The 20,374-nt window shown below is 57.8% G+C and carries 23 protein-coding genes; 19 read left to right on the top strand and 4 right to left on the bottom strand.

Features of this window, described 5'->3' with window-relative positions; translation table 11 throughout:
• Position 1: 1 nt before the first annotated feature.
• Positions 2-1,156 carry an efflux RND transporter periplasmic adaptor subunit gene (locus B1C80_RS03140; RefSeq protein ID WP_077919575.1) on the top strand — a complete coding sequence of 385 codons (1,155 nt, stop codon included), beginning with the start codon at positions 2-4 and terminating at the stop codon, positions 1,154-1,156.
• A gap of 65 nt (positions 1,157-1,221) precedes the next feature.
• Here the strand turns inward: B1C80_RS03140 and B1C80_RS03135 are convergent, their stop codons facing one another.
• A complete protein-coding gene (locus B1C80_RS03135) occupies positions 1,222-4,182 on the bottom strand; it encodes an FAD-binding and (Fe-S)-binding domain-containing protein (protein WP_077919574.1) in 2,961 nt (986 codons plus the stop codon).
• A 229-nt stretch (positions 4,183-4,411) separates the two neighbouring features.
• Here B1C80_RS03135 and B1C80_RS03130 point away from each other — a divergent pair, with 229 nt between their 5' ends.
• Positions 4,412-4,609, top strand: a complete 198-nt coding sequence (locus B1C80_RS03130) for a hypothetical protein (RefSeq protein ID WP_077919573.1) — start codon at positions 4,412-4,414, stop codon at positions 4,607-4,609.
• A 59-nt stretch (positions 4,610-4,668) separates the two neighbouring features.
• A complete protein-coding gene (locus B1C80_RS28325; RefSeq protein WP_161492704.1) occupies positions 4,669-4,830 on the top strand; it encodes a hypothetical protein in 162 nt (53 codons plus the stop codon).
• 16 nt (positions 4,831-4,846) lie between these two features.
• Here the strand turns inward: B1C80_RS28325 and B1C80_RS03125 are convergent, their stop codons facing one another.
• From B1C80_RS03125 to B1C80_RS03115, 3 genes are all read right to left on the bottom strand, one after another.
• Entirely contained in the window at positions 4,847-7,882 is a 3,036-nt protein-coding gene (locus B1C80_RS03125; RefSeq protein WP_077919572.1) for a lantibiotic dehydratase, read from the bottom strand.
• Positions 7,883-7,962: 80 nt separating this feature from the next.
• On the bottom strand, positions 7,963-8,700 hold the full coding sequence (locus B1C80_RS03120; protein ID WP_077919571.1) for a LytTR family DNA-binding domain-containing protein: 738 nt from the start codon (positions 8,698-8,700) through the stop codon (positions 7,963-7,965).
• Between the two features lie 126 nt (positions 8,701-8,826).
• Complete coding sequence (locus B1C80_RS03115) at positions 8,827-9,900, bottom strand: sensor histidine kinase (protein ID WP_161492703.1); 1,074 nt, start codon at positions 9,898-9,900, stop codon at positions 8,827-8,829.
• A 133-nt stretch (positions 9,901-10,033) separates the two neighbouring features.
• On the opposite strand from B1C80_RS03115, the gene B1C80_RS28855 reads away from it, so the two are divergent.
• From B1C80_RS28855 to B1C80_RS03075, 16 genes are all read left to right on the top strand, one after another.
• Positions 10,034-10,162 carry a hypothetical protein gene (locus tag B1C80_RS28855; protein ID WP_255376552.1) on the top strand — a complete coding sequence of 43 codons (129 nt, stop codon included), beginning with the start codon at positions 10,034-10,036 and terminating at the stop codon, positions 10,160-10,162.
• Positions 10,163-10,294: 132 nt separating this feature from the next.
• A complete protein-coding gene (locus tag B1C80_RS28850) occupies positions 10,295-10,423 on the top strand; it encodes a hypothetical protein (RefSeq protein WP_255376552.1) in 129 nt (42 codons plus the stop codon).
• Positions 10,424-10,480: 57 nt separating this feature from the next.
• Positions 10,481-11,542: a lanthionine synthetase LanC family protein gene (locus B1C80_RS03110; RefSeq protein ID WP_077919569.1), complete on the top strand. Its 1,062-nt coding sequence runs from the start codon at positions 10,481-10,483 to the stop codon at positions 11,540-11,542.
• A gap of 83 nt (positions 11,543-11,625) precedes the next feature.
• Positions 11,626-13,839: a carboxypeptidase-like regulatory domain-containing protein gene (locus B1C80_RS03105; protein ID WP_077919568.1), complete on the top strand. Its 2,214-nt coding sequence runs from the start codon at positions 11,626-11,628 to the stop codon at positions 13,837-13,839.
• Positions 13,840-13,871: 32 nt separating this feature from the next.
• Positions 13,872-14,303: a DUF2141 domain-containing protein gene (locus B1C80_RS03100; protein WP_077919567.1), complete on the top strand. Its 432-nt coding sequence runs from the start codon at positions 13,872-13,874 to the stop codon at positions 14,301-14,303.
• Between the two features lie 21 nt (positions 14,304-14,324).
• A complete protein-coding gene (locus tag B1C80_RS03095; RefSeq protein ID WP_077919566.1) occupies positions 14,325-14,984 on the top strand; it encodes a hypothetical protein in 660 nt (219 codons plus the stop codon).
• A gap of 55 nt (positions 14,985-15,039) precedes the next feature.
• Entirely contained in the window at positions 15,040-15,207 is a 168-nt protein-coding gene (locus B1C80_RS28320) for a hypothetical protein (protein ID WP_161492702.1), read from the top strand.
• Positions 15,208-15,327: 120 nt separating this feature from the next.
• The gene (locus B1C80_RS28315; RefSeq protein ID WP_161492701.1) at positions 15,328-15,483 is read left to right on the top strand and encodes a hypothetical protein; all 156 of its coding nucleotides are present in this window, start codon (positions 15,328-15,330) and stop codon (positions 15,481-15,483) included.
• Positions 15,484-15,576: 93 nt separating this feature from the next.
• Positions 15,577-15,732: a hypothetical protein gene (locus B1C80_RS28310; protein WP_161492700.1), complete on the top strand. Its 156-nt coding sequence runs from the start codon at positions 15,577-15,579 to the stop codon at positions 15,730-15,732.
• Positions 15,733-15,823: 91 nt separating this feature from the next.
• A complete protein-coding gene (locus tag B1C80_RS28305) occupies positions 15,824-15,979 on the top strand; it encodes a hypothetical protein (RefSeq protein ID WP_161492699.1) in 156 nt (51 codons plus the stop codon).
• Positions 15,980-16,266: 287 nt separating this feature from the next.
• Positions 16,267-16,422 carry a hypothetical protein gene (locus B1C80_RS28300; RefSeq protein WP_161492698.1) on the top strand — a complete coding sequence of 52 codons (156 nt, stop codon included), beginning with the start codon at positions 16,267-16,269 and terminating at the stop codon, positions 16,420-16,422.
• A 93-nt stretch (positions 16,423-16,515) separates the two neighbouring features.
• Positions 16,516-16,665 (top strand): hypothetical protein, encoded by a 150-nt coding sequence (locus B1C80_RS28295; RefSeq protein ID WP_161492697.1) that lies wholly within the window; start codon positions 16,516-16,518, stop codon positions 16,663-16,665.
• 104 nt (positions 16,666-16,769) lie between these two features.
• The gene (locus B1C80_RS03090; protein WP_077919565.1) at positions 16,770-17,972 is read left to right on the top strand and encodes a hypothetical protein; all 1,203 of its coding nucleotides are present in this window, start codon (positions 16,770-16,772) and stop codon (positions 17,970-17,972) included.
• A 33-nt stretch (positions 17,973-18,005) separates the two neighbouring features.
• On the top strand, positions 18,006-19,127 hold the full coding sequence (locus tag B1C80_RS03085; RefSeq protein ID WP_077919564.1) for a hypothetical protein: 1,122 nt from the start codon (positions 18,006-18,008) through the stop codon (positions 19,125-19,127).
• A 12-nt stretch (positions 19,128-19,139) separates the two neighbouring features.
• Positions 19,140-20,123 (top strand): hypothetical protein, encoded by a 984-nt coding sequence (locus tag B1C80_RS03080; protein ID WP_077919563.1) that lies wholly within the window; start codon positions 19,140-19,142, stop codon positions 20,121-20,123.
• Positions 20,110-20,367 (top strand): hypothetical protein, encoded by a 258-nt coding sequence (locus tag B1C80_RS03075; RefSeq protein WP_077919562.1) that lies wholly within the window; start codon positions 20,110-20,112, stop codon positions 20,365-20,367. Before B1C80_RS03080 ends, B1C80_RS03075 begins: the two co-directional genes overlap by 14 nt.
• The last annotated feature ends 7 nt before the right edge of the window (positions 20,368-20,374 follow it).

Below are 20,374 nucleotides of genomic sequence, written 5' to 3'. Positions count from 1 at the left end.
GATGAAATACATCCTGATTTTCTATACGACCCTGGCCCTGCTGGCCTGTAACACCCCGCAAAAAAACGACGAAAACGCGGCCGAAGAAACGCCGGCCGCCGGTCCCGCTGACCAGATTTCACTTACCCCCGGCCAGCTGAAGGCCATAGGGCTGCAGCTGGGATCGGCCAGCCAGACAACGGTAAACGACGAGGTGAAAACGACGGGAACCGTTGATGTGCCTCCGCAGTATATGGCGTCGATCAGTCCGTTGATTGGCGGGGTGATCAAGAGCGTAAACGTACTGCCCGGTCAGCGCGTCGGGAAAGGGGCTACCCTGGCCACCCTGCAAAGCCTCGACTATATTCAGATGCAGCAGGATTACCTGCAGGCCGTCAGTCAGTTAGTTTATCAGCAGGCCGAGCTGAAACGGCAGCAGACGCTGATCAGCGAAGACGTGGGCGCCCGCAAGCGACTCGAACAGGTCGAGGCCGACTACGGCAGCAACCGGGCGCTGGTCAGCTCGCTGGCGCTCAAGCTCCGCACGCTGGGTACGTCGGTCGAGTCGCTGCAGTCGGGGAAGTTGTCGCCGGTGATGCGGATAACGTCGCCGGTGGCGGGGTATGTTACGGTGTCTTCCGTGCATCTGGGTCAGCAGGTAGCCACGGCCGATGTGTTGTTCCAAGTCATGGATCAGTCGCACAAACACCTCGAACTGAGCGTTTACGAGGCCGATGCCTACAAGGTGAAGAACGGGCAGGTGATCGAGCTTACCGATCCGAAGCTGGGGTCGGGCACCCTCCGCGGCCGGGTCTATCTGGTCGGCAAGGCGTTCGAAGGCGAGGCCCGGACCATTACCGTACACGGCCATATCGATAATGAAGCGCAGGAAGCCCGGCTTATTCCCGGCATGTTCCTGAACGCCCGCATCCTGACGGGCGCGCGCCTGGCCACAACCCTGCCCGAAGAGGCCGTTGTCCGGAAAGGGCAGAACGGTTTCGTTTTCGTAGCCACCAGCGAAGCCCGCACTTACAAACGGATTCCGGTGCGGCTGGGCATCGCCGAGAACGGCCGTCTCGAAGTCATAACGCCGGCCGATCTCTCTAAGGTCGTGATCAAAGGAGCCTACCTGCTCGAAGCCGAGCTGATGAAAGGCGAAGGCGAAGAAGAGGAATAGGTTCTGGTGCTTATTGAGGAAGGTAGTGATGGCATGACCCGCAAGTCGTACCGCCACTACCTTTTTCATTTCAGCGCGTCGAAGAGGATTTCGGCGGGGTGCTGGGCGGTTCGGCCGGTGCCGTCGTGGATCTGGTGGCGGCAGGAGGTGCCCGGTGCGGCAATGATGACCTCGTCGGGTTGTTGCCGAACCGCCGGAAACAGCACCAGCTCCCCGATCTTCATCGATACCTCATAATGCTCGGCTTCGTAGCCAAACGAACCCGCCATGCCGCAGCAGCCCGACGGAATCAGCTGTACGGTGTAGTTTTTAGGTAGTGAGAGCGACTTCTTCCCCGGCACCAGCGACGATACGGCTTTCTGCTGGCAGTGGCCGTGGAGCTTGATGAGCCGGGTTTCGTCGGTGAACTGCTCGGGCCGGATGCGTCCCGCGTCGGACTCGCGCGCTATGAACTCCTCAAACGTCAGCGCGTGTTCGGCAATCCGCTTCGCATCGGCCACCAGCGACTCATCGACCAGGTCGGGGTATTCGTCGCGGAAGGTCAGGATGGCCGATGGTTCCAGCCCGACCAGGGGCGTTTCGGCGGTGATAAGCTGGCTCAGGGCGCGGATGTTCCGCTCGGCCAGGGTTTTGGCATATTTCAGCATGCCCTTCGACAGAGCCGCCCGGCCACTCTCGCCATGTTCGGGGATGATAAGCTCGTAGCCCAGCCGCCGGAACAGTTCGATGGCTTTCTTGCCGACTTCTACATCGTTGTAGTTCGTAAACTCGTCGCAGAAGAGATAAAGCCGGGGAGCTGCCCCCTCGGGTTTGGCAACGGGCTGGCGCTGGCTCCAGGCCCGCACGGTCGTTTTGCCCAGCAGCGGCATGGTCCGGTCGGGGTGAAAACCGACGATGCGGTTGGCAATACGCCGGAGAGCGGGCGTTCCCAGCACCCCGTTCCAGGCCCAGGGTATGTAGCTGGCCAGCCCCGCCAACCGGGTGAAGTTGGCAATCAGCCGCGACCGGATCGGTACGCCGTTGGTGTCGTAGTAATGCTGCAGAAACTCGGCCTTGAGCTTGGCTACGTCCACGTTGGACGGGCATTCGTTCTTGCAGCCTTTGCACGACAAACAGAGGTCGTATACCTGCTTGATTTCTTCGTGGTCGAATCGGTTGTCTTTCGGCGAGTGGGTCAGCATCTCGCGCAGGATGTTGGCCCGCGCCCGCGTCGTGTCTTTTTCGTTGCGGGTAGCCATGTAGCTGGGGCACATCGTTCCGCCCGACGATTGGGTTTTGCGGCAGTCGCCCGAGCCGTTGCACTGCTCGGCATGCTGCAGCACGTCCTGATTGTGGTAGCGGAAATAAGTCTGGAAGCGGGGTGTCTGCTGACCGGCTTCGTAGCGCAGAAACGTATCCATGGGGGGCGTTTCTACAATCTTGCCGGGGTTGAAGATGCCGTCGGGGTCCCAGGTATGCTTGATCTGCCGCATCAGCTCGTAGTTGTGCGGCCCAACCATTTGCGGGATAAACTCACCCCGGAGCCGCCCGTCGCCATGTTCGCCCGAGAGGGAGCCGTTGTATTTCTTGACGAGCGTGGCTATTTCTTCGGCAATGAGTCGGTACTGCCGGTGGCCTTCGGCAGTTTTCAGGTTGATAATTGGCCGTAGGTGTAGCTCACCCGACCCGGCATGGGCGTAGTGAACCGACGTCATGTTGTGCTTCCGCAGAATCTCGTTGAACTCGCGGATGTAGTCGGGCAGGTCGCGTACGTCGACCGCCGTATCTTCAATGACCGCCACCGCTTTTTCGTCGCCGGGGAGGTTGCCCAGCAGGCCGAGACCGGCCTTGCGGAGCGTCCAGATCTTTTTGGTATCGTCGCCGAACAGGAGCGGGAAGTGGTAGCCCAGTCCGGCCGCCCGCATCTCGGCTTCCATCTGCGCGGCCAACTGCTCGATTTCGGCGCGGGTATCACGCGAGAGGTCAACGACCAGAATGATGGGAAAATGGTTGGTCGGTGTTTTCTGCACGAAAAACGAGTTTTTTCGCTGTTCGGCATTCTCGTCGGCCCGTTCCAGAATAATATCGTCGATGAGTTCAACGGCGTAGGGGCCGTAGTTCAGGGCCACCAGCGTAGCGCGCAGCGACTCATCGATGGAGTGGCAGTGAACGCAGACCAGGCCAGTCTCTTTGGGCGGCAGCGGCACCAGGTTCAGCTTGATTTCGGTCAGGAAGCAAAGCGTCCCTTCGGAGCCGGCAATAAATTTGGCCAGGTTGAAAGGCGGCCCGGTCGGCGTAAATGGCTCCATCTCCAGCACCTCGTCGAGGGCGTAGCCGGTGTTGCGCCGTTCGATGGTGCGCTTGGGAAAGTTGCGCCGGATTTCGTCCTGGTTGGCCGGGTCGGAGAGGATGGCGCTGGTTTTAAGCAGGATCTTGTCGGCCAGGGTGGCAGACCCGTTTTTGCGGCTGGCTGCGCTGACCTGTTTGGTGAAGTCCCAGCCGCTCATGGGACTAAACTCTGCTTCGGAGCCATCGGCCAGCAGTGCTTTTACCGACAGCGTATGGTTGCGCGTATCGCGATATACGACCGAGTTGGAGCCGCAGGAGTTGTTGCCGACCATACCGCCGATCATGGCCCGGTTGGCCGTTGAGGTTTCGGGGCCGAAATACAGGCCGTAGGGTTTCAGGAACCGGTTCAGCTCATCGCGCACGACGCCGGGCTGCACGCGTACCCAGCGCTCTTCGGCGTTTACTTCCAGAATCTGCGTAAAATGCTTCGAGACGTCGACCACGATACCGGCGCCAACGACCTGCCCGGCCAGCGACGTACCCGCCGTGCGCGGAATGAGCGACAGCTTGTGCTGCCGGGCGAAGGCGATGAGCGTTTTGAGGTCGTCGATCGTTTTAGGAACCGCCACGGCCGCCGGCATCTCGCGGTAGGCCGATGCGTCGGTGGCGTAGAGCGTCCGATGGGTTGTATCCGTAAAGAAATCGCCCGTCAGGCGGGTCTTCAGGTCATCGAACGGCTGATCAATTGTTGTGGGCATCGCAGGCAAATAGAAGCAGGAATCGGACGGTAAAGATAACGAAAAGAACCGCAACTGTGGCTGAAAAACAGGGATCCGGCCCGCTTCCCACCAGCCACCGGGCCGATTGGCGTATCGGGAAAAAGGACATTTGGGCAGGCAATCGGCGGGTTCGTGTAAAATCTTTTTTTTCGGCCGAATCCGGTAGCAACTTCAATCCATCGAAACGCAAACGAAACTACAAACGGCCATGACCACGTACCTCTACAACCTGAACACGCTGAACTCGGGTACCGCACAATTCAACGCCTGGGCTGCACCCGGCGGTTACTGCAAATCTGTTCGGTCGGGCTCGGCCGATGCCGACGACCTGCTGGTCAACGAGCAATGGAATTCGTTCGATGGTTCGCCGGGGCTGAACCGTAGCACCCGCTCCATCGGGTTCTAGCCCGACCGGCCACCTGCCTTGCTTTTCCTATCCGTTCTATACGCTAATTACCAAAAGTCATGAAACTAACGAACCTGTCCGGCTCCGACTGGATGAATTTCGACGATGTTGATTCGAACGACGACGCGCTGTTCGCCGTGACGCAGAACGACCTGGATGCTATAGAAGAGCAGATCCGGTTAATGGAAACGAGTCCGCGTATGCCCCATTCGGGGAACTAGGCCCGTGCCGAAGCGCCTATCGGTTTCGCTTCAGCAGGGAGGTGTATTCTTTGGTCAGCAGATGATACACCAGAAATTCGTGCCGACGGTTTTCGGTCGGAAAAATCCGATTTAGCAGCATGTGCAGCATGGGAAACAGCAGCTCTTCGAGCTGCTGGTCATTGCATACCGTTGTTCGCAGCTGCGACACCAGCCGCTGACTGCGCTGGTTATACGGGCTTATGTCTACGGGTGGCACAAACGCTGTCAGCGCGTCGTGTATCAGGGGCCGGTAGAGCCGGTAGTGCTGGTCAAGCTGAACGAGTAAGGCCTTGTCGGCCCGGAACTCGCGGCTGAACGCATCCCGGAAGGCCGTTAGCAGCCGCGTCCGTTCGGCAAGAGGAATCTGCCACTGGTCGAGCAGACGATCCGTCAGGCCACAGGCATAATAAAGCCGTCGGCTGTCGTCGTGCTGGCTGATGTCCTGCAATACGGGCAGCAGCAGCTCACTCTCCTGACAAAACCATTCTTCACAATACAGAATTCGCCCGGCACCGTATCGTTCCACCTCCCGGTGGTAGGTGTCGACCTGTATGCGGTAAACGGACCCCTCGGCCGTCAGCTGCTGCAGCCAGCCCGTTACATCTGTCAGCAGGGCCGATGCCTGACCGGGCTCGCTCTGGAACCGCAGGCGCAGGTGGGGTTCAGGCTGGTTATACCGCACAAAGAACCACTGCCGCAGCAATCCGCTCGTCCGCAGTCCGTCAATGAGCCACGGAAGCTGATCAGTCAGCAGCTGCTCGGCGGTTTGTTCGCCCGTAATAATCTTCAGATAAAGCCACTCACTGCCGGGCGGAAAACTGCGCCGGAGGGTAGTGGTATTTTGCGCTGGTTCGTAGGCCAGACGTTCGGGCCGGGGAAAGGTCATCGGCAGAATCAGCTCGCTAACCCGCTCGTGGCCGACCTCACCCGCCCAGCAGGTCTGCTCCGACAGCAGCCACTCTTTGAGCTGAAGCTGACCCCGTTTCCGCAGTTCTTCGGTCAGCAGCGCGCAGCTCAGCCCACAGTTCAGATCGAGCGGTAGTTCGTTATCGGCTTCGGCCAGCACTACGTAGCGGGGTACCCGGTAGCTGGCCCGCCAGCTGGCAATCCAGTCAGATTTTGTCAACGGCCAGTCGGCACTGCTCAGCCGCCAGGACGCCCGGCTCAGAATAACGTTTTTGTAGCGTACCTGCGGCAACTGCGGCAGCGACGCCAGCGGCCCCCAGTCCCAACCCACATTCAGCCGGCCTTCCTGCATCTGCAAATCACACAGAAACCGGTAATGGGCCAGTCCCTGCGAGTAGTTATGCGCCGTTGACAGGCGCGGAATAACCCGTTTGCCCAACCGCCGGGACCGGATCACGAGCTGCTGTCCTTTCGGTGCCGACACCCACAGATCGTCGAGTGGCAGCTGTTGCTCGTCGGGTACGCTGCCGGCGGTCAGGATCGGAATCTCGTAGTCGCGGAGTACGGGTCGGCAAAGCACGTTGGCGGTTCGGGCGCCGGGCAGGTGTACAATCTCGGCCCAGAGCGCGTCGGGGTCGCTTTGTTCTTCCTGCCGCAGTCCGGCCCGTAGTGCCTGCTCCAGATCAGCATCCAGATGCGCCATACGCCCCAGCAGATTCCCTGCCGACGGTCCGCCACTGGCCGCCAGGTGGAACAGCCAGTCGCCGGCGTCGATGGCTTCGGCCGAACGGGCCAGTAAATACCCGATCCAGTAGCCGCTGGAAGGCAGGGCGGGGGCGGGTTGGCCCTCGGTCATATTGTCTATATCGGCGTCGGTCAGCACTAGTACGGGCTTTTCCTGCTGCATGGCACTGGTATAGAGCCGGAGCATGGTCTGGTGGAGGGGGCTGAAGGCCATATCCTGCGCCTGCGCCACGGGCCAGGTGAGGCCTTCCAGCAGGGCCGACGATACGTTACTGCCGCCATAGCCGATGCCTGCGTCGGGGTCCAGCGCCAGCAGCAGCGGCACCTCCTGTTCTTCATACCGTTCGTAGAATCGCTGCCGGAACTCGGTCAGAAAAGTGTTGGTGGGTGGGCGCTGGAAGGGCAGAACCCGGCGGAGGGTGTCGAGCAGAGCCGTCTGGAAGGCCGTACTAAGGGTATTCTGTAGCGTTGGGAAGTAGCTGTCTCCCTGAACCATGTGGGCGTCGGCTGGCCCCAGCAGTGGTTCGAGCGTTTTTTCGAGCGCGATGCAGTCGGCTGCGCGGGCGTGGCAGAGATTGGCCTGTACCGACCGCAATACGGCCAGTGTAGGTTTCTGCCCCGGCAACCCGGCCAGGCGGTCGATGAGCCGGCCCAGGGCATCGGGGCCGGTCAGGGTTGGTTCAAACTCCGAGAGTAGTAGCTGGTTATCAATCAGGTGGGTCAGGAAATTGATAGCTTCCTGCTCCGAAATTCCCTCGCGCGTGAGTACGGCGGTCAGGTCGGCCTGGGTAGCACCGGTCCGGGCGGCCATCAGCACCCGTTGCAGGTAGTGGGAGTTGTCGGTAATGCTGAGCACATAGCCATCCCGTACGGACGCGTCGCGGGTGGCTTCTACGTAGCGCAGGTCTGGTCCAACGGGGTAGGTGGTGGTGTTGGCCCGGTAGCGCACAAACGGCTTCACCTCGTCTGCCTGGCTGACGCGTTGCAGCAGGCGGGCCAGCGTATGGGCGTCGAGCCGGGTGTGGGTTCGGATGGGTTGCTGCCCGTCGAAACGAACGCCTGTCTGGGATCCCCATGTTCCGATCGATATGCCCGAGAACAGGCCGAAGGGCGTGGCTCGGGTGGCCATACGGATCATGTATTTGTACAACGTTTTGAGCAGCTTCTCCGACGGGTCGAGCGTACCGGCCAGCCAGCTCTGGCACTGTCGGTACACCTCCGGCGACGCGTAATAGAGCGCATCCTGCAACAGTGGCTCGCGGTACAGGGCCGCCAGGCTCTCCGTCAGCGGAACCCCCTGCTGTAGCTGCTGCTGTACGGAAAAGTAGGTTTGAATAGCGAGTAAAGGTCGACGTAGTACATAGAAAGGGAGGCAGTTCATAAGGCTAACTGGATAGGTAACGCACAACAGGAATGGCCCCACCGGGCGGGCGGGGGCAACGCAAATGGGCAAACCGGCGCTTATTTCGTCTGAATAAACTGTTTGCTGAACTTGAGGAGAAGGTCTTCTTTAAACTTTCCGGACGTAGGGATACGGGGTGCATCCTTTAGCAGAATTTCGTTGCCGTCCAGGGCGGTAATCATATTGGTTGCTACGATGTACGACCGGTGTACGCGGCTGAACAGGCGGGCAGGCAGCCGCTCTTCCAGTTCGCCCATACCGATATAGGTAACAATCCGTTCGCGTTTGGTGGTGTAGATCGATACGTAGTTCTTGAGCCCTTCAATGTAAACGATATCGGTCAGTTCTATCTTCCTGAATTTTCCCTTGTGCTCGGTTTTGACCAGGATAAAGTCGACTTCAGGCGTGGTTTCGGCCGGGCTGGCCGGTAGTTTTTCGGGTTGGGAAAGCTGGTTGAATACCTTCTCGGTAGCCTTCAGAAACCGCTGGTACGGAATGGGTTTGAGCAGGTAATCGACCACGTTGAACTCGTACCCTTCCAGAGCGTACTCGCTGTAGGCCGTTGTCAGAATTACCTTGCAGGTTACGTTGTGGAGTTGCAGAAACTGGATACCGGTCAGTTTGGGCATCTGAATATCCAGGAACAGCAGGTCAATCGATTCTTTCTTGAGTACGTCTGCCGCTTCAAAAACGTCGGTAGTACTTGCTACCAGCTTCAGGTAAGGCGTATCGTTTACGTAGCGGGTCAGAATATTGATGGCAGCACGTTCGTCGTCCAGAATCAGGCAGGTAATCATAGATCGATAGGTACCAGTTTAGACAGGTTCGGGAGATAGATTAACTACTGAAACCATATAGGATTTGGCTACCTAAGTATATCACTTTTATAAAAGGTGATAAATCAGGTTAATCGCAGTAATTATTCAGGATTCGGGCATTAAAATATACATTTCTACAAAGTATACGTTGCCTTCTTCCCGAATAACCCGTTTATATTTTTCTTTGTAGAGGCTAGTTAATTGATTGTCAATGTTTTTCATGCCGACGCCCCCCTGCGAATAGACCGGGAATTCTTTCTTCAGGTTGCTGCTCGAATAATATATACCGTTTTCTTCCAGCCGGATGCGGATATGGGCAGGATGGTCAGGGTCAGCCAGTTCACCGTGCTTGAAGAGGTTTTCGACCAGCGAAATCAGCACGAGGGGCGGTAAGTATAAATAACGTTCATATTCTTCGCCCTGCACATCAAAAAATAAGTACATTCGATCCTCAAACCGCATTCGCTGTAACTGGATGTAATTGCGGATGTGTTCCAGTTCATTATGGACCGGTATCGTTGCCTTATCGCTCAGTTCAGTAACGGTTCGCATCATAGACGCCAGCGCCAGTATGCCATCGGCCAGTTGTGGCGAGGTGCCGATGGCCTCCGAGTAGAAGAAGTTAAGCGTGTTATACATGAAGTGCGGGTTGAGTTGAGCCCGCAAAAAAGCCAGTTCTTTCTCCGACTTCGCTTTTTCGACCCGCAGCAGATCGTTCTGGATGTGCCGCTTCTGCCGTTCCAGCGCCAGTGAGTGGATCGCAAACCAGTAGCCGTAGCTGAACAGCAGGTACTGCATACCGACCCAGAGCGAATCGGGCAGGAACTTAGCATACATGGTGTTAAACTGCCGGTATTCGTTCGGATAGCCCACCGCCGGGAAATACACGTAGAACAGCAAGTACCGTAGCCCGATAAAAGCAGCCAGCAGGGCCACCGTATAGATGGGAATCAGCCAGTACTGTCGTTTGGCTACCAGGGGTTTCACCAGGCCGTAGACGTTGGTGTAGAACAGAGCCGCCACCAGCGAGTAGGTGAAGATGGTGCGCTGCGGGGTAACCTGCCGGATATCAGAAAAAAAGATCAGCAGATTATTGACCGCGAAATACAGTAGCCAGGCCAGCAAATGGAACCCAACGGGGCGACCGTACCGCCGAAACCACGCTCGGATTCGCTCCAATCGGGCTGTTCGTACCGACCATCCGGTTCCTGGTATAATTGTTTTCTGAATGTCAGTCTCGACCATCACCTTTGATTCATCAAGTTCACAACAGCAACTCACAACATCAATCTACTCTAAACTCGTATCACTCATGAACGCATCGATCAACGCTACCAGCCCGCTTCAGTTCTCGAAACGTACCGTTGCCAACCTGAGCAATAACCGCCCCGGTGGTATGTACCAGGCTTCCTGGCCAACCGGCGGTACCATCATCGGCTAAGCGCCAGACCGGCGAAAACCGGGTTTCGTACTGGCAAAACGACCCCTGGTATAAGAAACTTTCAGAAGTCAGCTTACCCCGCCACCTTTGACTCATCAAGTTTACAACATCACTCGCAAACTCGTATCACTCATGAACGCATCGATCAACGCTACCAGCCCGCTTCAGTTCTCGAAACGTACCGTTGCCAACCTGAGCAATAACCGCCCCGGTGGTATGTACCAGGCCTCCTGGCCAACCGGCGGTACCATCATCGGCTAGTAAAGCCGGAATTTACCAGGCCTCCTCTGTTTAACCGAATGCCTTATCTTTTGCCGAATGCCTGCCAACTGGACAGCGTCATACGCCCGAACCACTCCCCAGACCACGCCCATTGAGTCGGCCCTGTTTCAGGTCTGGCAAGGAAACGAGACGAGGTGGCCGATGCTGCGACGGCAGGTGGTAGAAGAGGACCTGGGCCAACATCCCGACGCCCGGCTGGCACTCTTACTCGGCGAAGAAACGCTTCGACATCAGCCTCCAGGTCCCGAACGGGCCGCCTTCGACCGGTATCTCTGCCGAGTGGGCTGCAAGGCTATAGAAGCCGGTTCGTTCTCGGTTGCTGACGGTATTGCTCCGCTGGTCAGGCATTTTCTGGCCCGACCCGCTACCGATCTGGCCCACGCCTATGCCGATGTGCTCCTGGACCTTCTGCTGCCCCGGCTGCAGCAGGAACTGAGAACTCCGCAGGTTAAGCTTTCGCTCGCCGATGGGCTAACCGGTGCACTGGCCAGCCTGGGGGCCATACTGGACCGGATCGATGGAGAACGTATAGGTATATACGGTAGCGATATTCGGGCGCTCATTGAGCAGTATATTCGTTCGTTACAGGGCTGGCAGTTGCCGGTCGACGCGGACCAGGATCAGCACACCATGTTTCCGAGGGTGATCTCCCGACCCGATATGATCTGGGAAACGGCTACCCAAAACGGCTGGGCATACGGTGATGTGGGGCAGGCATTGTTTCTGGCCCGGGCCAGCCGATGGTTACATCAACCTGCTCTGGCCACCTGGGCCACCCGAATTGCGATGTACACGGTCTTTCGACGAATGGCCGGTAACCTGACGGTCAGCGAGTCGGGTATCCGGAACGGCCAGGCTGGTCTGCTTCTGCTCTACTGGCAGCTGTACCAGCTAACCGATGAGCCGGAACTGAAACGGGAAGCCGATTACTGGCAACAGCAGCTTACTGTATCGATACCAGCGCTGGAAGCGGCCCCCCAGCCCGACCACTCCTTACTAGACGGGTTGTTGGGAATATACGGAGCGTTACGGGCCGTCGATGAAGGGGACCTGCCTCTTCAAAGCCTTCTATTCGATCTTGAAGGCCCCTATGCGTAGCCAGTTAGTTACCTGGTCAGCTACCAGGACCCTGGCTTAGAAAAAAATGTTGCCCTGAACGGTCATCTTCTAAATGTTTCTGTATGAACACGCAGCAACTCAGGCACGTCTATGTGCCGTGGTCCTGGCTATGGGTCGTCCTGACCGTGTCGGGGCCCCTTACGGCTACCCAGGCCCAGGTCCGGATCAGCGGGGAAGTTACCTACAACGGAATCTCGCCGGTGGCAGCTGCCAACGTGACCATAGAAGGAACCTACGACGGTGGTACTACCGACAAGAAAGGGAAATTCAGTTTTGTAGCGGCCGAGCTGGGGACCTACACCCTCCGGATCGAAGCGCCTGGCTTCGTACATCGGCAGCAGCCCCTCGTGCTGGCCGATACCCTGCCGGTCAGGCTCCGGCTCGAGCTGAACGAGAAGCTGATGACCCTGGCCGAGATCATGGTGCGGCCCCGGGTATTTGCCAACGCCGACCGTAACCTGGCCAGCAACCTGAAGCCGCTCGATGTGCTCACAACGGCCACCGACGGCAGCATTGCCACCACGCTGAAAAGTATGCCTGGTGCCCAGCAGATCGGCGAAAGCGCGGATCTGTTCGTACGGGGTGGTACCGGCAGCGAAACCCGAACTTTTATGGACGGTCTGCTGATCCGAAGTTATAACCAGAGTGGGGTGTCGGGCGTGGCTACCCGAAGCCGCTACCCAACCCAGCTGTTTAAAGGCACCGTTTTCAGTACCGGCGGCTATTCGGCTCAGTATGGGCAGGCGCTCTCATCGGTGCTGCTGCTCGAAACTCAGGACATACCGGTGCAGAGTAATGCCGAACTGACGCTGTCTCCACTGATGGGGGGCGCCACGATCCAACAGATTCTGCCCAGCAAAACGGCCGTTGTCGGTGGTGGGCTGAACTACACGAACTTAAACTGGGTGCTCAACTGGATGCCGAACCAGTCGCTACAACTGAGCCCCGCTCCCGAATCGGTAGATGGAAACCTGTACTACCGACAGAAATTACCCCGGCAGGGTATGCTCAAAGCATTTGTTAACTGGGGCGCCAGCAAAACGGGTATTTACCAGAACAACCTCGACTACGTGAACACCCTGAACCGCGTCCGGGTCGATAACCGAAACCTGTATGGTAATCTGAGTTACCGACAGTCTATTGGGCGCGGCTGGAAACTCCAGGCGGGTTCGGCCTGGAACCAGAACGCTGATGAAACTACCGTGCAGGTCACCCAGGATAACCAGCCACGATCTGTATACACCGGTCAGCAGCATACCCAGATCGGCCAGGCCAGGGCGGTGCTGTCAAAGAGTGTGCTGAACTATTCCACGCTCCATATCGGCTCCGAGTGGTTCTACACCCGGGAGCAGACGCAGGATAGCGGACGGGTACAATCGTATGTAGACGTATATAGGTCAGCGTTCGCGGAAATGGACTGGTACGTAAACGAACAGGTATCGGTTCGGGTAGGGGGGCGCTACGAGCAGTCGACGCTAACCAACCGCCAGGCGCTGGCACCCCGACTATCGCTGGGGTACACCTTTGCCAACAACGGGTTGCTATCGTTCTCGTACGGCACTTTTTACCAGCAGCCCGACCGGGAGTTCCTATTTCAGCAACACGATCTCGACATGGCCCGGGCCCGTCACACGATTCTGAGTTACCAGCGGATGGATGCATTCCGGAGCTTCCGGGTCGAGTTGTACCACAAGTCATATACCGGCCTGATCCGGACCCGGCCCGACACTACCGCTACCGGAACCGGCTACGCCCGCGGATTCGAACTCTTCTGGCGCGACAAGAAAACGCTCAAAGACATTGATTACTGGATATCCTACTCGTTTCTCGATACCGAACGGCAGTTCATGGCCTACCCAATGCGGGTGCAGCCTGGCTTTGCCGCCCGACATACGGCCTCCGTGGTTGCCAAGCGCTTCTTCTCGAAGATCACTACCAACGTCGGGCTTACCTACAGTGTGGCAAGTGGCCGACCGTATTACAACCCAACCCGCCCGGACGACCGGTTCATGCAGGATCGTACGCCAGTCTACCATAATCTGGGTCTGAGCGTGGCGTACCTGCCGAAGATCAAAATCAAACAGGCCTACAGCGTGGTCGTGCTGACGGTCAGCAACGTGCTCGGCAACGGGCAGATCTACGGCTACCGATACGGCACCCTGGATACCAGCCGGCGCGAAGCCATCCGGCCCGTAGCCAACCCGTTCGTCTTCCTGGGTATGTTCCTCAATTTCGGTATAGACCGGCGGCAGGACACCATCAACGCGCAACTCTAACTGTAATCATAGACTATCAACTTGTTTTTGCCATGAAAAAGCAATTCACCTTCCCTGCTCTCGCGTTTCTACTCGTCACCGGCAGCGTTTATGCGCAGCAAACAATCTCGGTGACGGTGAAGACGCCACCAACAAAATCGGGTACCATTCATGCCGCCCTCTGTAACAAAGCCGACGATTTTCTGACCCAGACCTTTAAGGAAGTAACGGCCAAAGCCACGCCCGATGGCAATACGGTGCTGACGTTCAGCGGTATTCCGAAAGGTGAGTATGCGGTGCGGCTTTACCAGGATGTCAACGGCGATGGGGTAGCCAATACAGGCATGTTCGGCATGCCGAAAGAACCGTTTGGTTTCTCAAACAACCCGTCGGTTTCGTTTGGTCCACCCTCGTTCCAGAAAGCCAAATTTGCCGTGGGCGATGCGCCGGTAGCTCTGGTGGTCAGGCTGATCAATGTCAACTAACGTTCGTAACTATCGGCTGCCATGAACCGTCAGAAACTAGTTCTCTGCGTACTGGTTACGCTGCTGACCTCGCCTGCCTGGGCGCAACTCACCCGGTATCAGCAGGCTATGACCCGCCATATTGCGGTGATCGATACCGCCGTTCGGAAGTCGACCTACGTGGCCCTGTTCAACTCCTTTGAGCGTATTCACCGGGTCGAGACCAGCGAGTGGGCACCCGTCTACTACATGGCCTACTGTGCGGCCGAGCTGGCCAAACTGGAGCGCGACCCCGCCCGGATCGACGCAGCCGCCGATCGGGCCGAGGCCATCCTGAACACCGCCGACTCGCTCCATGCCACCCCCGCCGAAGTGCTCTGCATCCGCTCGATGCTGGCCTTCACCCGGATCAACGTCGACTTTATGGAGCGCGGGCCCAAATACATGCAGCTGGGCAATCAGTACCTGAAGCAGGCCCTGGCTAAAGACCCCGAAAACCCACGGGCTACCCTGATGCTGGCACAGTCGAGTCTGTTCACCCCCGAGCAGTTTGGGGGCGACAAGAAGCTGGGTCACAAGCTCCTGAAGCGAGCGAACCAACTCTACGACCTGCCTGTGGCCGACCCGCTGACGCCCCGCTGGGGCAAAGCCGATGCGGCCCAGCTGCTGGCCAAATTCGAGAAAGAACTGGCGGCTAACTAAGGTCGGCTGCCGATCCCTGAATCATTTTCCAACACGACTTTACTACGTATCAACCATGAACCCCAAAAACGCATTCGCCGGTCATCCGGGCAAAGAGCAGGACCTGGCCGATGGCCTGTTCATGATCGACCTCAACCAACGACTCGAATCGATTCAGACTATGGCTGAGGCCCTGTACATCAGTTACTTGTCCGACGCTGGCTCCGGCCGTTCGGCCGACTAAACACGCCGGTTACCCTGCTGAGCGCCGGTATGAACTCCGCGCCGGGTGGGACCCGCCAATTCTCCTGCATTCTCCCGAGTACGCATTTTGTCTGTATCACCCTTTTATCAAAAACCAACCATGATTACGAACCAAACCCCCGAAGAGTCGCTAAGCGAAGGTCTGTATGTTGTCGCCCTGGAAGAGCGGCTGGAAACCGTTGAACTGGCTGCTGAGGCTGCCTACACCAGCTGCGTGATCGACTTTGGCGCTGAAGCGTCGCTGGTATCTGAATAGGCCACTGGCCTGCCCCCAGGGGCTATCTCCATCCTTGCAATTTCTCTTGTTGTCTTCTCCTTCATTTCTCACCCGTTTATCTCAAACCAATCCATGAACACGTATCCTATCTCCGAAGAATCGCTGACCGAAGGTCTGTATGTTGTCGCCCTGGAAGAGCGGCTGGAAACCGTTGAACTGGCTGCCGAGGCTGCTTACACCAGCTGTGTGATCGACTTTGGCGCCGAAGCGTCGCTGGTATCTGAATAGGCCACTGGCCTGCCCCCGGGCTATCTCTATCCTTGCAATCACCCTTGTTCATCTTCTCTTTCATTCTCACCTGTTTATCTCAAACCAATCCATGAATACGAATCAAACTCCCGAGCAGTCGTTAACCGAAGGTCTGTACGTTGTTGCGCTTGAAGAGCGGCTGGAAACGGTTGAGCTGGCTGCCGAAGCCGCTTACACCAGCTGCGTACTCGACGCTGGCGTTGAAGTGTCGGCTGTTGCTGAATAGGCCTGATCACCGACCGGCCAGGCATAGGAGACCGGGCAGGCATGGTCTGTCGACCGTGAGGCCCAGCCCGAAAGTTCTGTAGGGCGATAGGTCAATAAATCAGACGGCGCGTACCAATCCATCGAGCCCCGCGGGGCGTCCTGTTCGCAGCGCGATCTCGTCGATTATTACCATCGCCCAAACGGGCAGAGCGTTGAACCTGCCGCTCCGCCGGGGCCATCTCTATCCTTGCAATTTCTCTTGTTGTCTTCTCCTTCATTTCTCACCCGTTTATCTCAAACCAATCCATGAACACGTATCCTATCTCCGAAGAATCGCTGACCGAAGGTCTGTATGTTGTCGCCCTGGAAGAGCGGCTGGAAACCGTTGAACTGGCTGCCGAAGCCGCCTATACCAGCTGCGTACTGGACATAGGTGCCGAAGCGTCGCTGGTATCTGAATAGGCCACTGGTCTGCCCCCCCGGGCTATCTCTATCCTTGCAATCACCCTTGTTCATCTTCTCTTTCATTCTCACCTGTTTATCTCAAACCAATCCATGAATACGAATCAAACTCCCGAGCAGTCGTTAACCGAAGGTCTGTACGTTGTTGCGCTTGAAGAGCGGCTGGAAACGGTTGAGCTGGCTGCCGAAGCCGCTTACACCAGCTGCGTACTCGACGCTGGCGTTGAACTGTCGGCTGAATAAGCTACCCGGTAAACAGCGGGGTATGGGCCACCGGGTCCGTACCCCGCCTGTTGAGTTAGTTGCTTCCTGAATGCGTTGGCTATCCTTGTTATCCCGGCCCTGCTATGAACTCATCTCCCCAAGACATTCTCCGCTCGGTTATTCTGGCGGAAACCGGCGATAAATTCGTCGTACAAACTCCCGAGCGATCGTTCCATGTGGGTCGCCCGTTGTTCTACATCCTTAAACTGAGCCAGCAAGGGCATTCGCCCGCTTCTGTTCGGGAGCAACTGGCCGCGTTTGGCGCCAGTGGTCTGTCGCAGGAAGCCATCGAAAAAGCACTGACCGACACCCTGGCGCAGATTACTGCTCCGACCGCGGCCAATCCGGGGCAGAAATACATTCAGAGCCGCATCCGGCTGCTCAGCGAAACCCAGCTGGCCCGGCTGGCGTCGCCCCTTCGGCTTCTGTTTACGCGCTACGTGTTTCTGGCCCTGTTTCTGGGCTGCGGCTACCTGACCGTCCGTTACGGCATCGATCTGCTGCAGAACGGGCTGTTTCAGGACAAGGTCGGCTGGACCGACGGGTTTGTGCTGGTGCTGGCGAGCTACGTGTTTCTGGGGCTGATCAGCTTCCTGCACGAGATTGGTCACGCGGCTGCCGCCCTTCGCTACGGCATCCGGCCTAAAGAAGTAGGCTTTGGCTTTTACCTGATCTTTCCGGTTCTCTACACCGACGTGACCCGCATCTGGATTCTAAAGCGAACGCGCCGGGTGCTGGTCAACCTCAGCGGTATTTACGTACAACTGCTCATTAATGCCGGGCTGATCGGCATAAGCCTGTCTACCGACCACGCCACGGTGCAGCACGTGGTTCACTCGTTCTTCCTGACCAATACCTTTATTGCGCTCTACTCGCTGAACCCATACCTGCGGAACGACGGCTACTGGATCGTCAGCGACCTGTTCGACGTGCCCAACCTGTCCAGGAGTGCCTACGAGCTACCCCGGCGAGCCTACCAGTTCGTGCAGCGCAAGGGCAACCTCTGGCCCCAGGGCGTTACCTCGCCTACCCAGCGCCGGACCCTGGTCATCTATACCAGCATCTACTGGCTGCTGCTGCTGCTGCTGCCGCTGGGCCTTTACCGGCTGACCCTGGACCGCTACGACCGCATCCTGAGCCTGATTGAGCAGGTGCCAACGCTGACCGGCGGGGCCTATTACGAAACCGTCTGGACCATTGTCCGACTTACGCTGCTCTACGGGCTGGTCATTGGGCTGGCTGCACGCATGATGCTGATCACCATTCGCGGGTACCGGACGGCCTGATCAATCCACCACTCCTTTTTCTTCGACAACGCCATGACTCCTACGACTACCTCCATCACATCGTCGGCAGATTATCTCAACTACTGGAACGGCATCCGGCAGGGTATCGACCAGGAGTTCAGCCAGGTCACGAAGACACCCGCCCAGCTGAAAGACTTCTTTGCCTTCGTAGCCAACAAACGCCGGTTTCTGCCCGAACACGAGCAGGACGAGCTGACGTTCTACAAGAATCTGCTGCACAACCAGCGCGTTAATCTTTACCTCGACTTCAAGACCGATATCAGCCTGCTGCTGGATCGGTTTACGGTGAGTGGCGACCTCGGTTTTCTGCAACAGCCCGGCCCGTTTGTGTTCTGCACCTTTCACTTTGGTCCGTTTCCGCTGATCGGCTACCAGCTTAACCGACTGGGTTTTACGGCCTCGGTGCTGACCATTGAGGGCATCAGCAACTCCATGATTCACCAGGACACGACCGAAGGACTCGACATTATGCACTCGGGGTCTACCAGCGTAATGGTCGAGATGATGAGTAACCTCGAAGCCGGTCGCAGCGTCATGGCCTTTGTGGACGGTAACCTGGGCGTGGTGAAAGAGATCGACCCGCGCAGCTTCGTGCCGGTGCCGCTACTGAACGATACGTTCTTCTGCAAGAAAGGAGTGCCGCTGCTGTCGTACCTGACCAATACGCCCATTATTCCGCTCATCACCTACCGCCAGGGACCCGACGACATCCGGATGGTGGTCGACGCGCCGATTTACCCCGACCGGCAGCTGAGTCGCGATGTCTACGCCCAGTCGGTGCTGCAACGCTGCTACGCCCTGTTTGAGCGCCACCTGCGCAAAACCCCCGAGCAGTGGGAGTTCTGGAACCTGATTGGCAAATACATGGCGTCGGAACTGCAACGCGGGGGCGCTCCCATACCGGCGCCGGTCGAGGCTACCCACTACCTCTTCAACCGAGAGCGTTATGACCTCATCCAGGTGCAGACCACACCGTTCCTGTTCGACCGGCAAACCCGGGGCTACTTCCCCATCTCGGCTACGCTGGCGCAGGTACTTGGGCAGCTGAGTCCGAAAGGAGTTGCCATTCAGTCGCAGTTGTCGCCTGCGTTGTTCAACGATCTGCTCCAGCGGTCCGTATTGCGGGCTGCCTAACCCTTCCGACTCATGATCCTGGTCCTAAGTCAGCAAAAATTTGAACCCGGCACAGACCCCGTCCTGAACTGGCTGCTCTACAACCGGATTCCGTTCGTGAAAGTAACCTTGCAGGATCTGGTCGATCAGCGGGTCAGCTACACCGTCGATGTCGACAACCAGGATGTGTTCATCAATGGGCGCAGCGTCAGGAACGATGTGGAGGTGATCTGGCACCGGCGGTTCATCATTGACCTGCATCGGGTCAGTCGTCAGATAGAAGGCGGTAGCCACCCGCAGCTCCGGTCTGAGCTGGAGCTGGAGATCCGCGAGCTGCTGCACTGTCTGTCGGCTATTTTCCGGGACAAGACCTGGCTCACGCCCTTCGATCGGATCGGCGTCAGCAAGCTGACCATGTTGCAGCAGGCCCGCGCTCACGGGCTGGCGGTGCCGCGCTCCAAAGTGCTGACCGCCCGCGCCGATGTGGCTCATTTCCTGGCCGATACGCCAACCGGTCTGATCAGTAAGCCCCTCTCCGACGGCCGTAGCTATTACCTCCACGAGGGCGATACGTACGTCGTGTTTACCAACCTCATTACGGCCGGGTCGCTGAACGAGCTGCCCGAGCGGTTCTTTCCGTCGCTGTTTCAGGAGCGTGTACCGGCTCGTTACGAGTTGCGCGTGTTTTACCTCGATGGTAACTGCTACACAACCGCTATCCTGAACAGCACCGCCGACAAAAACGTGGACCGCAAGCTCGACAGCACCGCCAGCAGTACGCATTACGTACCCTACCGGTTGCCCGATTCGGTAAACTGGGCTGTGGATGCGTTTATGCGGGCATCGGGGCTCAACACGGGCAGTCTCGACTTTATCCGCAGCGATACAGGCGCGTATGTTTTTCTGGAAGTCAATCCGGTGGGGCAGTACATGGCCGAGTCGGAGAAGACCAACTACAAACTGGATCGGGTCATTGCAACCTGGCTCCAAAACCAAACGGCCCATGCATGTTCTTGACGTATCTACCCTCTTCGAGCCCGAACTGCTCGACCGCCTGCCCATCAACTACCGCTACATGACGCGGCTGGAAACCAGCACCTTTGGCGAACATTTTATCGGGCAGCGCTTTAGTACCAGTACGGCCCACTACTCACGCGATTTCATCACCCAGGGTCTGTACAAACCGGTGTCGGACTGGGTGTATCCCGATTTTCTGCCGCCCCCGCTGGCGCCCCTTCCCGACGACGCGCCGGATATATAGACGCCGT

Source organism: Spirosoma sp. 209 (genome assembly GCF_002006735.1).
GTDB lineage: Bacteria > Bacteroidota > Bacteroidia > Cytophagales > Spirosomataceae > Spirosoma > Spirosoma sordidisoli.
Note: the sequence above shows the minus strand (reverse complement) of the source record. Positions and strands in the feature narration are given on the sequence as shown.